Here is a 13,718-nt window from a genome sequence, read left to right on the forward strand (position 1 = left end):
GAAAGGTTGATGGATAAAGGGATATCGGCATATTAGAAATAGCAAATAAATTATCCAAGCTATATGCATCTTAAAGTACCCCGGAATAGCCATGAATAAGGTTATTGAACATAAATAAGTAGCACGGAATTTGATTAAGAACCAATCATTTCTAGTGCGTATTAGATTACTGCATCTTTCAGCCATTTTCCGAAAAAACGGTCATAGACAATATACCCATCTGGTGTATTATATATCAGTTCTTTATTCAGTAAGGATTTTAGTGCCACGTTAACGCTGCTGGGCGTTTTTAAATGATGCTTTTTGATGAAGTCATTGGCATTTATGCTTTTTATACAGCCTTCTGTGGCAATAGCTTTCAATAAATCTACTTGATTGTTGGTTAGTAGAGTCAGGTTACTTTGATATATGGTTTCCTGTTCATCTAAAATGTCGTTTATACATCTATCTACCAGTCGGTTATCAATGGGGTTGATTTTCTTTTCATACAATCGGTTGAGTATACTTTGGACGTACCATGTGTGTCCGTTTTCAAGTTGGTACAAATAAGAAAATGTTTCTAGTGTCAACTCTCTTTTTTCCTTAGCAAAGAATGAGTGTGCGAACGAATAATAATTCTCCAGTGGGATTTCCGTTAATACAATGATTTGGGTACTTTGATAAAAAGGACGTTTTGCAGAAGTAAACATTTCTTCCATTACATGCTTTTTACTTCCGGAAAAGATAAAATGTACATTGGGCATGAATTGGATATGAGAGCGGAGCAATGCTTCTACACCTTTTTCCGGATATTCTGTAATTTGTTGGAATTCATCAATGGCAAGATAACACTGTTTCTTTGAGGCTACCATATAATTGAGTATTTCTTTCAATGTTTGTTCAGCGTGGGTAGGAGCAAAGTCTAATGTTACGGTAGGCATACCACTTCTTTCGTCAGCGCTGATAATAGGACGGCAAGATTTGAAGAAAGCAGTCATTTGCCGGAGTATGTTTTGGGACAGAGTATCTAATTCTCCAAGTACATTTTGAGCAAGTAACTGGATGAATGCTTTTAAATCACGTGTGGAGTAAATGTCCATATAAAAATAGGCAGCATTCGGATTATTTTCCCGCTTCATTTGATAGAATACATTTTTGATGAGTCCCGTCTTTCCCATGCGTCGGGGGGATATTAAGGTCAGGTTACGTTCATTTAGTAAAGCTGAAATCATTTTATCAGTTTCTTTCTCCCGATCGCAAAAGTATTCGGGACTGTTGTAACCGTATACAAGGAATGGATTGTATGGCTTCATGACTTATTACATATTTTACGTTACATGTTTTATGTAACACAAAGAACGTAATAAATCTGGAATATTCAAAGATTTATTTGAATTATATAAAAAACAAACGCTGATGAGAACAAGTAATCATTCTTTTCTCATCAGCGTATATTATGTCGGATTACAACTATTTCTTATCTTTTTTCTCGTCAGCTTTAGTTGCAGGCTTTTCCTCCGTTTTGCTTTCCGGATTAATAATACCTTTCACAGTTTCACCGATAGGAAGCTTGTCCAATACGCCAAGGCTCGGAGCTACTGTCTTTACTAATGTATTCAGGAAATTGCTAGTTCCACCGTTTCCTCCGTCGAATACAGTGATATTTCCCAAGTTCATGTGTTCGAACGCCTTTACCTGTTCGCCGGCGATTTCCTTCCATTGGTCTACCATCTTATATTGGATAGCGATAGCCGGATTCGATTCGGCTGCTCTTACCATTGCTTCGAAACCTTCCGCTTCAGCAAGTAATGACCGTTTCTTACCTTCCGCTTCTGCTTCCAGTTTCATTTGGATAGCTTTTGCTTCCGCTTCGGCTTGTGCTAAAGTAGCCTTTGCACGTGCTTCCGCTTCGCGGGTAATCTTTTCAGCGATGGCATTTGCCTGAAGAATAGCTTCCTGTCTGGCGATTTCCGCAGGAACAATCTTTTCAGCCTTCAATGAAGATTCCACTTTCCGTGCCTTAGCTTCTTCCACTTCCTTTTGCGCAATTTCGCGTGCAGTCTGTACAGCAGCTTCCGATTTCGCGGCAGCTTCACCGGCTTGCTTGTCGGCATTGGCTTGTGTTACAGCTAGTTCTGCATTGGAAAGTGCTACCTCTTTCTGTGCGTCATTTCGTCCGATGGCAGCTTTCTTTGCAGCTTCCGCCTGTTTGATTTCCATGTCGGAATTCAGTTCGGCAACGCGGCTTTCCTTTTCGGTATTTGCCTGCTCGATTCGGATATTCTTTTCAGCTTCAGCCTTTGCTACTTGCGATTCTTTTTCCGCGTTGGCGATGGCTACTTGCGAGATTCTGTCCTTATCCGCATTTGCAACAGAGATTTCCTGTTGTTTCTTTGTTTCTGCAATAGCAATATCCTGATCTTTGCGGGTTTCTGCTACTTTCGTTTCACGTTCCTTTATCTGATTGGCAATTTTGATAGCACCCAGCTTTTCCTGTTCTTCGATGTTAGCCTGTGCTTCGTTCAGTGCTTTACTTTCAGCTTCCTTACCTAAGTTGACAATGTAGTTGGCAGCGTCGCGAATGTCACTGATGTTAATGTTCATCAGATACAAACCGAATTTGCGAAGTTCGGTATCGATGTTATCTTTCACTTTAGCCAGGAACTTATCTCGGTCTGAATTTAATTCTTCGATAGTCATATCGGCGATCACCATACGCATCTGACCATATACAACATCAGTAATTAAGTTCTGCTTGTCATCCATTGTTAATCCCAGCATACGTTCAGCAGCGTTTTGCATCACTTCAGGATCGGTGCTGATAGCTACAGTGATTGTAGTCGGCACGTCTACACGAATGTTTTGAGCGGATAATGCACCGGTCAGTTTACATTCGATCTGCATTGGTTTCATGGACAGGAATTCATATCCCTGAATAATCGGCCATACAAAAGCCGCACCACCATGATATAGCTTTGCCGACTTCTTATCTCCTCCCGTTTTACCATATACAACGAGGACTTCATCACTCTTACATTTGCGGTAACGCGAAAGGATACCAATAAAAGTGAGTAGGATGACTGCCACTAGTATAGCAGCCATGATTAACATTTCTTGTGTCATAAAATTGTGTATTTGAATAATTATTGAATGAATAGCGTTCCGTCTTTGTAGCTGGTAATCATTGTTCTGTCGCCAGTCTGATATGCTTTTCCGGATTCGGAGATGACGTCTACTTCGCGCATGGCTCCGTCACGGGTGGTCTGTACAGTATATTTGCTGTCGCTTTGTTTGAAATAGATCACACATTCCCGTCCCACAAGCTGATCGGTCTGCTCGTTGTGGTTCACTTGTTGCAGTTGATAAGCTTTCTTATAGAGGAACCAGACGGCAAAAACAAAGAAAAGACCCACTAGAATACCGATTATGTAACTTTGAATTTCCGTGTTTCCCGCCAGATACATGTACCATCCGAATCCAATTCCGAAATGGGTAAGTCCTTTAAAAGAAACTACGCTACTGATATCAGCATCCATGTCTACATCTGCATCTATATCTCCGAAAAAGATGGATAATACGAATTGAATAAGAAAGATGCCTGTCGTGACGAGGGCGATGATGAGGAAAATGGTACTACTCATAATTGTGGGGTATTAGTAAATCATGATTATTTTGTTCTGTAAATATACAGGTTTATGTGAATTATACAAAGATAAATGAGATAAAATGATTAATTTTGCGCGCGAAAACCCTAAAATGAGGAATTAGCGTGCAAAGGTATTTTATTTATTTGGCTTACGACGGGACCAACTATCATGGTTGGCAAATTCAACCGAATGGGATTAGTGTGCAGGAATGTCTGATGAAAGCATTGTCTACCTTTCTGCGTCGCGAAATTGAAGTAATAGGGGCAGGTCGGACAGATGCCGGGGTACATGCTTCCCTGATGGTTGCTCATTTTGACTTCGATGAGCCGTTGGATGAAATATCAGTTGCCGATAAATTAAACCGTTTGTTACCTCCCGATATTTCCATTTATCGTGTTTGCCGGGTCCGGCCGGATGCGCATGCCCGCTTTGATGCGACTGCGCGAACTTACAAGTATTATGTAACGACATCGAAATATCCTTTTAACCGGCAATATCGTTGGCGAGTTTATAATCAGTTGGATTATGCACTCATGAACGAAGCTGCACGTACCCTTTTCGAGTACACTGACTTTACGAGCTTCAGCAAACTTCATACGGATGTAAAGACCAATATCTGTCATATCACTCATGCCGAATGGACGCAGGAAGATGATGCTACTTGGGTGTTTACCATCCGTGCCGACCGTTTCCTGCGAAATATGGTGCGAGCTATCGTAGGTACGCTGATTGAAGTGGGACGAGGGAAACTTACTGTTGAAGGCTTCCGGCGGGTTATCGAACAACAAGACCGTTGCAAAGCCGGGACATCTGCTCCGGGGCAAGCCCTGTTTCTGGTAAATGTGGAATATCCCGAAAGTATATTTGAATAATAAATAATAAATATTCTCATGTGGTTATTATTAGCATTTCTCTCGGCTACTTTGCTGGGCTTTTATGATGTATTCAAGAAGAAATCGTTGAAAGATAATGCGGTACTTCCCGTTTTGTTTCTAAATACATTTTTTTCCAGTCTCATCTTTCTGCCGTTTATCCTGATATCCGTATATAAACCGGACCTGTTGGGAGGAACGATATTTAATGTTCCCGTTGTTGGTTGGGAACAGCATAAATATATCATCATCAAGTCGTTCATCGTGTTGTCTTCGTGGATATTCGGATATTTCGGAATGAAACATCTGCCTTTAACCATAGTAGGACCTATCAACGCCACTCGTCCGGTGATGGTGCTTGTGGGAGCGATGCTGGTATTTGGCGAACGGTTGAATCTCTATCAATGGATTGGGGTAATGCTGGCCATTGTCTCTTTCTTTATGTTAAGTCGTTCGGGGAAGAAAGAAGGAATTGATTTTAAACATAACAAATGGATATTCTTTATTGTGTTGGCTGCCATTACAGGTGCTATCAGCGGATTATATGACAAGTATCTGATGAAGTCTCTGAATCCGATGCTGGTACAATCCTGGTATAATGTTTATCAGGTGTTTATTATGTGTCCTATTCTGTTATTGCTTTGGTGGCCTAAAAGAAAGTCTACCACCCCGTTTCGCTGGGACTGGACGATTATCCTGATTTCTATCTTCCTTTCGGCTGCCGATTTCGTTTACTTTTACGCATTGAGCTATGACGATTCCATGATTTCCATTGTTTCGATGGTCCGTCGGGGAAGTGTAGTAGTCTCTTTCACTTTCGGTGCACTTCTCTTCCGTGAAAAGAATTTAAAAAGCAAAGCGATTGACCTTATACTGGTGTTAATCGGAATGATATTCTTATATTTGGGGTCTAAAAATTAAAACAGTTACACAAAATCTGTTTGTCACAGGTTAAATAAGATAGATATGAAAATAAATAAATTTGTAATCACTATATTCTTTTCTGCTGTCGGACTCTTTGCTTCGACCGCTCTTTGGGCACAAGAAGCCAAAACGCTGTTTGTGAATATGCCGGATTCTCTAAGCCCGTTACTAACCAAAGTAAACCGGGAAGATTGTATTGACTTTCTGGAAAGTAAGATGAAAGCGCAAGTAGAGAATCGTTTCGGCAAGAAGTCGGAGATGACTGATCTAAGTAAAGATTATATCCGTATGCAGATGTCTTCTCAATCTACCTGGCAGATGAAAGTGTTGGCTTTGAATGACTCGACGAACGTGATCTGTACAGTCTCTACAGCTTGTGCACCTGCCTGCGACAGCAGCATCCGTTTCTATACAGATGACTGGAAACCGCTTACAGCATCTCTCTATATTACCCTGCCTGTGATGGGCGACTTTCTGAATACGCCGGATTCAGCAGGTGTTTATGAGTTTGACGAGGCACGCCGTTCGGCAGATATATTATTGATGAAAGCCGATTTTAATAAAGAAAATACAGAATTGACTGTTACATTGGCTACTCCTGATTATATGTCAACAGAAACGGCAGAGAAACTGAAACCGTTTCTCCGCCGTCCGATTGTTTATCATTGGAAGAATGGAGCCTTTACCAAATAGATAATTCTCCATTCTCTTTTTTCCTCTATTCTCAATTCTTTAAGCAATCGTTGATGAATGCGATCATTTCCGGTGTGTTGGCTTCCACACTTTGAAGCAGTTTGAATTGTGCTTTAGTACGAACCAAATTATGTTCCGGATATTTGATTTTATAATAAGTATCTCCATTGATATAGTCTGCCAAGAACCGTACACACTGCATGTATGGGAATAAAGCGGCTGCATAAGGAAGATTCTCAATCTCAATTGGAGTCAGGAATGATTTGGCTCCTTTCAGATAGCCTTTGGTAAACGCTTTGAATATTTCCATATTGAAGTTTACACGATCAAGGTCTTTATCGTCCTCATCACCCGTGTTGGCGCCTGTACGAAGGAAATCGCCATAATCGGAGAAGACAAAGCTGGGCATTACCGTATCCAGGTCGATGACACAAAGCACTTTGCCATCCTCGTCGAACATCATGTTATTCACTTTCGTATCGCAGTGGCAAACACGTTTGGGGAGTTTTCCTTCACGATATAAACGTTCTGCTTTACACATTTCATCTGCACGCTTCTCTATTTCGTCCAGATAGTATTTCACTTCCGATACCCGTCCGGCAGCATCTTTCGCAACAGCTTCACGCAATTGTTTGAGGCGGAACTCCATATTGTGGAAGTCAGGTATGGTTTCACCCAATGTTTCCGGAATATCGGCCAACATAGCCTGGAAGTTACCAAAAGCTTCTCCAGCATAATTTGAATATTCGGGATTCACCGTCTCATACGTTTTGGCGCGTGGGATGAATACCATCACACGCCAGTAGCTATCACCGTCGAACCAATATGCTTTACCCTCTTCTGTTTCGAGGAAACTCAAAACCTTGCGCTCTATATCCGATTCTCCTGCCTCCGTTAGTTTCTTGCGAATATGATTGGTGACAGCGGTAATATTGGATTGAAGCATCTCTACATTCTGAAAAATGGCATGATTGATGCGTTGCAAAACGTAGTCGGGAGCATCTGCTTCTTTGGTGTTTACTTTGTAAGTGTCGTTAATAAGTCCTGTACCCAAAGGTTTGATTTCTTCTATCGTACCTTGGACTTTAAAATTAGCTACAATGCTAGATAAATCTTTCATGGTTTTTTTCTTTAAAAATTTATACTAAGGTTATCGATAATCGTATTTAGCCGCCTCGTTGGCCTGATTAGCCGAGCGAACAGGTACTAATGTGAAGCCCCAATGGTAATCACGATTAGCTGGGATTTGGTGGAAAGGTTCCGGGCGTGCACCCCAACTGTCATATCCGCCTACACCTTGTTGCTTCATGTCCACACAAACCTCTACGAAATCTCTCGGAACGATGTCATTAACATGATGCATTCTCCGCAATACATTACGGGCGGCATTCTCATCATGATTGGCTACTTCTTCCGGGCTAAAGTTATTCCATTGGTAAGGGTGGGGCAGTGCCTCTTCAGAGTCAAAATCTTCGATAGAGTTGCGCAAGGCATTGAAACCGATCGTACTGTCGGCTACCAAAACCAGGCCGTTTCCTTTGGCGGGAGATAAAGCGATCCAACGGGTATCTGTGTGATGTCCGTTTTCCTGTGGACGTACATAGTTGAAGTACATTTTATCTGCTGTTGTCTTATATACGCCAACAAGAGTTCCATGATTACGGTCGATATAGTTCTCTTCCGGACCACGGCCAAAGTATTGTACATTGTTCATCTGTGCCGGCAAGCGGAAACGAACACCGATACGGGGAACTTCCAGTTTGGAAGCGGCCTTGCGGACAGCGTCACTTCCGGGAGTAAACGTAGCCATGCGGGTAGCTTCGGAAACTTCAGTTTCTGTTGCCTGCATATCTGTTGACGTGAATTTGGCATTTACATTGACTACTCCGTTCGGATAGATTTTGTATGTGACAACATACAAGTTGCCGGCAGCCAATAAGTAGGTCACATTTAAGGAAACTACCTTATTCTCTGTTGTCATGGTTGCATCCGTTACGTGGAAGTTTTTGCTTGATTGCTTCCATACCTGTAAACGTTTAGGAGCGCCATTACCATAATCATTATCATTAGGAGCACGCCAGAAGTTAGGCTGAATACCAAATCCGTCTTTGAAATATTCTGTGCCGTCCACTTTATACGAGGTAACTAATCCGCTATTCTTGTTGAATACAAAATTCACTTTGGAAGAAGAAACGATTAGCTCATCTCCTTGAGTCGTTGTTTTCAGTGCCGGACCGTTTGCTTTATAAATAGCTTTCTCTGCCTGGATAGGAAGCTGGAACTGGTCGTATGCTATTTCATATCCTGTTGGAATCAACGGTTCAGGTTCTGTGGTTGTCACGCTGAAGTTTACAAAATATTCCACTCCCGGTTGGGCTTTCAAGCCGTTTACCGGTACGGTGAATTCTTTGGATGCCTGCGGAGCAATATCCAAAGATACTTTTCCACCTTTTATAGTCTTTCCGTTAGCGAGTACGTTATAGTGAATCTGATACTTTTTCAGATTGGTGAAATAGAAACGGTTGGTGATTTTGAATATACCGGCAGCGGCATCTACTGCCTCAAAGCCTACATTCTGATGTACATATTTCACTTCAGCCATTGCCGGATGCGGACCACGATCCGGATTGACAAGACCGTTGCAGAGGAAGTTGCCATCGCTCGGCGCGTCTACACCGAAGTCACCTCCGTAAGCCCAGTATTCTCTTCCATTCTCATCTTTCTGGAGAAGACCTTGGTCTACCCAGTCCCAGATATATCCACCCTGTAGGTTCGGATATTTGTAAATCGCCTGCCATTGTCCCCACAGGTTTCCGGTGGAGTTTCCCATTGCGTGCGCATATTCGGAAGGAGCTACAGGACGGTCGCTGCCGTTCTTTCCTGTATTTTCCAGCCAGTCGGCACCTGGATATTGCGGAACATACATATCGGAGTTCCATTCCCATTGAGCACGCTCATAGTTGACAGGGCGATTCATCAGCTCTTTGTCAGCCTCTTTCAGCCACAAGTAAGTCTGATAGAAATTATATCCGTTTCCGGCTTCATTTCCCAACGACCAGAAGGTGACGCTCGGATAGTTCTTGTTGCGTTCGAACATATTGATGGTACGGTCCATGTGTGGTTTCAGCCATTCGGGGTTGTTACCCAATGAACCGCCCTTTCGAAGATCGTAATACATTCCGTGGCTTTCGACATTGGCTTCATCGTACACATAAAGACCGTATTCATCGCAAAGTTCGTAGAAACGGCGGTCTTGCGGATAGTGGCAAAGGCGTACGCTGTTCAGGTTATGTTGCTTCATAAGCTCGAAGTCACGACGCATTAACTCTTCTGTTACATAATGACCTGTTGACGGGTTGTGTTCGTGGATATTTACCCCTTTCAGTTTTAGTGGCTGACCATTGATGAACAGGCAAACGTATGGTTTTCCGTTAGCAGCTTTTTGTTCGATAGGTTTGATTTCAATACGGCGGAATCCTACATTAAAAGGAATAATCTCATTTATTTTGCCATTCTCTTTGACGGTCATCAGCAGTTTGTACAGATTCGGATGTTCGGATGTCCATGTATTGACATCTGCCAGCTTCTGATCGAAAGAAAGTGTACGTACTTCGTCCGATGGGATATAGGCGGTCTTCTCTTCAGTAGAGATTACTTTTCCCTGTGCATCCAATAGCTCATAAACTAATGTGAGATTAGTTGCTGCCTTCTCGTGATTTCTCAAATCGACATTCAAGCTGAAGATTCCATTCTTGTAGCTGTCATCCAGGGTAGACTTCACCCGGAAATCTTTGAGGGCTGCTTTAGGTTGTGAATACAGATAAACATCGCGTTCAATACCGCTCATGCGCCAGAAATCCTGACATTCCAGATAGGAACCAGTGCTCCAGCGAAAGATTTTAACGGTAAGCACGTTCTTGCCGGGCTTCACATAGTTGTTAATAAGAAACTCTGCCGGATTTTTGGAGTCTTCGCTATATCCAACTTCTTGCCCGTTGATATATACATATACGCCGGACTTGGCTCCTGCCAGATGCAGGTAGATATCCCGTCCGTCCCAATCTGCCGGAATATCAATATCCCGGCGGTAAACTCCCACCGGATTCGCTTCGGGAAGAGCCGGAGGTTGCGGATTGCGCGGCTTGAATTCATAACCATGATTGGTGTAGATGGCTATTCCGTGTCCTTGTACTTCCCAGTTGCCGGGTACCTGAATATCATTCCACGAATCTGTATTTGTATTCGGGTCAGTAATGTTGTCGGGAAGCTTTTTGTAAGAGTCTACAAAGTAGAATTTCCAGGTTCCGTTCAGCAAGCGGTAATACTTGCTTCGTTCGAACTTGCCACTCAAGGCATCAGCGCGATTGTTGTATGTCATAAAAGAAGTGCGTGGATACTCTTTGTTGACTTCAACTACCTGCACATCCTGCCAATAGGGTTTCACGGCTTTTTCAGCCATTACATTAAATGTTGTCAGGGAAAATATTCCCATGAAAATGCCTGTTAATAAATTGGGGGTTGGTCGAAATTTCATGTTTCTCAATATTGGTTTTTCATTTCTTTTTTATTTTACTTTAATATGATCGAATCCTTCTCCATAAACTCCGATGACAGCACTTTGTGACACAAATGCATTCGGGTCTATATCTTTAATCAACCGGAAGATGATAGGCGATTCCCTCTTCTTGGCTAATACGAACAGCATCTTTACTTCTCGTCCTGTATAAAAGCCGGTTGCATTGATAATCGTAACTCCCCGGTGTGGATATTCGTTGATATGCCGTCCTATTTCTTCATATTTATTGGATATGATAAAGAACTGTACGGATTGACGGGCACTATTCACTACCTGGTCGAGAACGAAGCTACAAATATAAAGAGTTACAAACCCATACACCACTTTTTCCCAGTCTTTTAAGACAAAATAACTGGAAGAAATAATAATCATATCGCAGATGAGTACGACTCTTCCTAATGTGATGTCCCGGTATTTGTTGATGATGGCTGCGATAATATCCGTGCCTCCTGTGCTTCCGTTTGCCGAAAAAGCAACCCCTATACCACCTCCACAGAAGGATGCTCCAATGACACATGCCATAAAGGGCTGGTCGTAAAGGAGTCCGAAACCTGCTGTCAGCTTTTGAATGACGGACAGAAAGAAGGTGAGGGTAAATACTCCAAAAATAGTTTTAATGCAAAACTTCATCCCCAGCAATTTGAGGGCCAGTAGCAATAAAAAGAAGTTGATGCTGAAGTACGTATACTGTACGGGAAAACCCGTAGCCCAATATACAATAGAAGCAATACCTGGTACTCCCCCGGTAGTGATATCGTTCGGAAGTAGAAAAACGGTCCAACCGATGCCATACAAAATCATGCCGATGGCAATCATTACATAATCTCTGGCTTCACGGATAATGCTTTGCTTAGAAGGTTTTGGAATAGCTGTTTTCATAAAAGTGATTATGATAATCTATAAAATGTTCAAACACGAACCCATGAATAATCCGGCTTTGGGGGAGAAGCCGGATTGGTTCATTATGTTCGTGCTAAAAGGATATATTCAGTTTTATTTTGCAAAAGCGTGACGATAGCCTTGTACTTTATTCCATCCGCCGCGAGTGAAATCGGGGACTTCTACCGGAGCAGAATTGTTTTCGATGGAAAGTCTGGTAAGTTCGGCCATGCAACACCACTCTGCCAGGTCATAAACGTCCATATCTAATGGTAATCCATTTTGCAGGCAATATGCCAGACGGTAGTCCATGATAAAGTCCATACCACCGTGGCCGCCTACTTTCTTGGCAGTTTCTTCCAACTCTATGTGAATCGGATCTTTATATTTGTCCATCAAGGCTTTCTTTACATTTTCGGATACAGAGCCATGTGCATTCAGATTTTCATGATTAGGCACATCTTTAGAATCAACTTGTGTAGGTCGCAGGCAATATTCTTCAATCGGATATTTGCTTGCATAACCATCGGCTCCTACTATCTGGTACATACGGCTGTATGGGCGGGGGGTCATTACATTGTGCTGGATCAACATCGTTTTGCCATTTTCTGTGCGAATCAAGGTCGAAGTCTGGTCACCATTCTGGAAGTCGGTCACTTCTTCTCCTGTTTGTTTTTTAATGTAAGCCGGTCCGTTGACAGCTTTCGTATCCATAGATACCAATGTTTTCATACGGTCGCCACGGTGGATGTTAAGTACCTGACAAGCGGGGCCCATACCGTGAGTCGCATATACGTCACCGCGATGCAGGTGATTATAATCCATTCGCCAGTTGTTCCAGTATTCAGGCCAGAAATCTTCCAGGTTGTGGATATATGAACCTTCTACATGAAGCACTTCTCCGAATACGCCCTGTTGTGCCATATTTAAAGAAGTCAGTTCAAAGAAGTCATATACACAGTTTTCGAGCTGCATACAATGCTTGCGGGTCTTTTCAGAAGTGTTGATTAACTGCCAGATTTCATCCAATGTCATAGCGGCAGGAACTTCGATGGCTACATGCTTGCCATGTTCCATGGCATAGACACCCATTGCAGCATGATGCTTCCAGTCTGTAGCTATGTATACAAGATCAATATCATCCCGCTCGCAAAGTTTTTTCCATGCATCTTCCTCTCCGCTGTAAGAAGCAGCTGCAGGGAGTCCGGCATTCTTCAAAATTTCTTGTGATTTTTCAACACGTTCGGGAAGCAGGTCGCATAACGCTACAATCTTAGTTCCCGGAATATGAGTCCAGCGTGCTACGGCGCCGGGACCACGCATTCCTAAGCCGATGAAACCGATACGTACGGTATCAATTTTAGGAGTAACGAGTTGGATTACATCTTCTTGTCCGGCAGGGCGGGCAGGAGTTTCTACTTTGATAGGAGTAAAGGCTTCCGGAGCCTTTGGTTGTTGAGTACAACTGGTGTGCCAAGTTAACAAAGCCAAGCCGATAGCAGTGGCTGTGAGTAGTTTCTTCATCATATTTTAAGTTTTTAATAGGGGTTATTCGCTGTTTTTCATTTACGTGTCAAAAATAGTAATTAATTAGCCAACTATTTATATTTATAACTGATATTTTCATCATAAACTTCTATTATGAGGTAGAAAATGATTCAAACTTTTTCTACCTGATTTTGTATAGTCTTGTGTATCGACAAATACATATAAAAGACAGGCCGTTAGAAGGTCTTTCCTAAAAAGAAGTGGTCTTTTTAGAATTGCTTAACGTTTACTACTTTTGTTTTGATTAACTACATAAGCAGGTAATCCATTATAGTTCATTTCGGTACGGAAATGAGCTAAATGATAATTTTGCGGAGTGCCCTGAAAGGGCTTAATTATATAGCGTAGGGCAACGCCCTACGTAAAAACGGTAATCTGAATTTGCGCCCTGAAAGGGCATAATTGTATACAGTTCCGCCCTTTCAGGGCTTGTGGCTGGTGTGTTTTTTTCGTAGGGTGTTGCCCTACGCTATATGATTAAGCCCTTTCAGGGCATCCCAATAAATATATAATTGTAAGGCTTTCAGCCTAACCGATAAATTTTCATTTAACCGCTAAATTCCCATTTAATTAAGAACAGCATAGAAACGNGTTAAACGG

Annotated in this window: 10 protein-coding genes; 3 read left to right on the forward strand and 7 right to left on the reverse strand. The window is 42.3% G+C overall.

Annotated elements, in window-relative coordinates:
- Nucleotides 1–161: 161 nt before the first annotated feature.
- The 3 genes from HMPREF0106_RS11330 to HMPREF0106_RS11320 all read right to left on the reverse strand — a co-directional run bounded on the left by HMPREF0106_RS11330 (nucleotide 162) and on the right by HMPREF0106_RS11320 (nucleotide 3,620).
- A complete protein-coding gene (locus HMPREF0106_RS11330; protein ID WP_004314175.1) occupies nucleotides 162–1,292 on the reverse strand; it encodes an AAA family ATPase in 1,131 nt (376 codons plus the stop codon).
- Nucleotides 1,293–1,449: 157 nt separating this feature from the next.
- A complete protein-coding gene (locus HMPREF0106_RS11325; RefSeq protein WP_008645467.1) occupies nucleotides 1,450–3,102 on the reverse strand; it encodes a flotillin family protein in 1,653 nt (550 codons plus the stop codon).
- Nucleotides 3,103–3,122: 20 nt separating this feature from the next.
- Nucleotides 3,123–3,620 (reverse strand): hypothetical protein, encoded by a 498-nt coding sequence (locus HMPREF0106_RS11320; RefSeq protein WP_009040151.1) that lies wholly within the window; start codon nucleotides 3,618–3,620, stop codon nucleotides 3,123–3,125.
- 128 nt (nucleotides 3,621–3,748) lie between these two features.
- On the opposite strand from HMPREF0106_RS11320, the gene truA reads away from it, so the two are divergent.
- The 3 genes from truA to HMPREF0106_RS11305 are packed head-to-tail and all read left to right on the forward strand — an operon-like array spanning nucleotide 3,749 to nucleotide 6,115.
- On the forward strand, nucleotides 3,749–4,498 hold the full coding sequence (gene truA / locus HMPREF0106_RS11315; protein ID WP_008020828.1) for a tRNA pseudouridine(38-40) synthase TruA: 750 nt from the start codon (nucleotides 3,749–3,751) through the stop codon (nucleotides 4,496–4,498).
- An 18-nt stretch (nucleotides 4,499–4,516) separates the two neighbouring features.
- On the forward strand, nucleotides 4,517–5,419 hold the full coding sequence (locus tag HMPREF0106_RS11310) for a DMT family transporter (RefSeq protein ID WP_008020829.1): 903 nt from the start codon (nucleotides 4,517–4,519) through the stop codon (nucleotides 5,417–5,419).
- A 45-nt stretch (nucleotides 5,420–5,464) separates the two neighbouring features.
- Nucleotides 5,465–6,115, forward strand: coding sequence for a DUF3256 family protein (locus HMPREF0106_RS11305; protein ID WP_008645465.1), 651 nt, complete (start codon nucleotides 5,465–5,467; stop codon nucleotides 6,113–6,115).
- A gap of 31 nt (nucleotides 6,116–6,146) precedes the next feature.
- Here the strand turns inward: HMPREF0106_RS11305 and HMPREF0106_RS11300 are convergent, their stop codons facing one another.
- The 4 genes from HMPREF0106_RS11300 to HMPREF0106_RS11285 form a co-directional block, all read right to left on the reverse strand.
- Complete coding sequence (locus HMPREF0106_RS11300; protein ID WP_009040152.1) at nucleotides 6,147–7,235, reverse strand: phosphotransferase enzyme family protein; 1,089 nt, start codon at nucleotides 7,233–7,235, stop codon at nucleotides 6,147–6,149.
- A gap of 30 nt (nucleotides 7,236–7,265) precedes the next feature.
- On the reverse strand, nucleotides 7,266–10,607 hold the full coding sequence (locus HMPREF0106_RS11295) for a glycoside hydrolase family 2 TIM barrel-domain containing protein (protein ID WP_009040153.1): 3,342 nt from the start codon (nucleotides 10,605–10,607) through the stop codon (nucleotides 7,266–7,268).
- Nucleotides 10,608–10,679: 72 nt separating this feature from the next.
- Nucleotides 10,680–11,570 (reverse strand): YitT family protein, encoded by an 891-nt coding sequence (locus HMPREF0106_RS11290; protein ID WP_009040154.1) that lies wholly within the window; start codon nucleotides 11,568–11,570, stop codon nucleotides 10,680–10,682.
- Between the two features lie 114 nt (nucleotides 11,571–11,684).
- Nucleotides 11,685–13,094, reverse strand: a complete 1,410-nt coding sequence (locus tag HMPREF0106_RS11285) for a Gfo/Idh/MocA family protein (protein ID WP_032851392.1) — start codon at nucleotides 13,092–13,094, stop codon at nucleotides 11,685–11,687.
- Between the last annotated feature and the right edge of the window lie 624 nt (nucleotides 13,095–13,718).

Source organism: Bacteroides sp. D22, from assembly GCF_000163675.1.
In the GTDB taxonomy this organism is placed as follows: Bacteria; Bacteroidota; Bacteroidia; order Bacteroidales; family Bacteroidaceae; genus Bacteroides; species Bacteroides xylanisolvens.

Coding starts and splice junctions, on each gene's coding strand:
- HMPREF0106_RS11330 (WP_004314175.1), bottom strand. CDS start 1,292: ATGAAGCCATACAATCCATTCCTTGTATACGGTTACAACAGTCCCGAA.
- HMPREF0106_RS11325 (WP_008645467.1), bottom strand. CDS start 3,102: ATGACACAAGAAATGTTAATCATGGCTGCTATACTAGTGGCAGTCATC.
- HMPREF0106_RS11320 (WP_009040151.1), bottom strand. CDS start 3,620: ATGAGTAGTACCATTTTCCTCATCATCGCCCTCGTCACGACAGGCATC.
- HMPREF0106_RS11310 (WP_008020829.1), top strand. CDS start 4,517: ATGTGGTTATTATTAGCATTTCTCTCGGCTACTTTGCTGGGCTTTTAT.
- HMPREF0106_RS11305 (WP_008645465.1), top strand. CDS start 5,465: ATGAAAATAAATAAATTTGTAATCACTATATTCTTTTCTGCTGTCGGA.
- HMPREF0106_RS11300 (WP_009040152.1), bottom strand. CDS start 7,235: ATGAAAGATTTATCTAGCATTGTAGCTAATTTTAAAGTCCAAGGTACG.
- HMPREF0106_RS11295 (WP_009040153.1), bottom strand. CDS start 10,607: ATGGGAATATTTTCCCTGACAACATTTAATGTAATGGCTGAAAAAGCC.
- HMPREF0106_RS11290 (WP_009040154.1), bottom strand. CDS start 11,570: ATGAAAACAGCTATTCCAAAACCTTCTAAGCAAAGCATTATCCGTGAA.
- HMPREF0106_RS11285 (WP_032851392.1), bottom strand. CDS start 13,094: ATGAAGAAACTACTCACAGCCACTGCTATCGGCTTGGCTTTGTTAACT.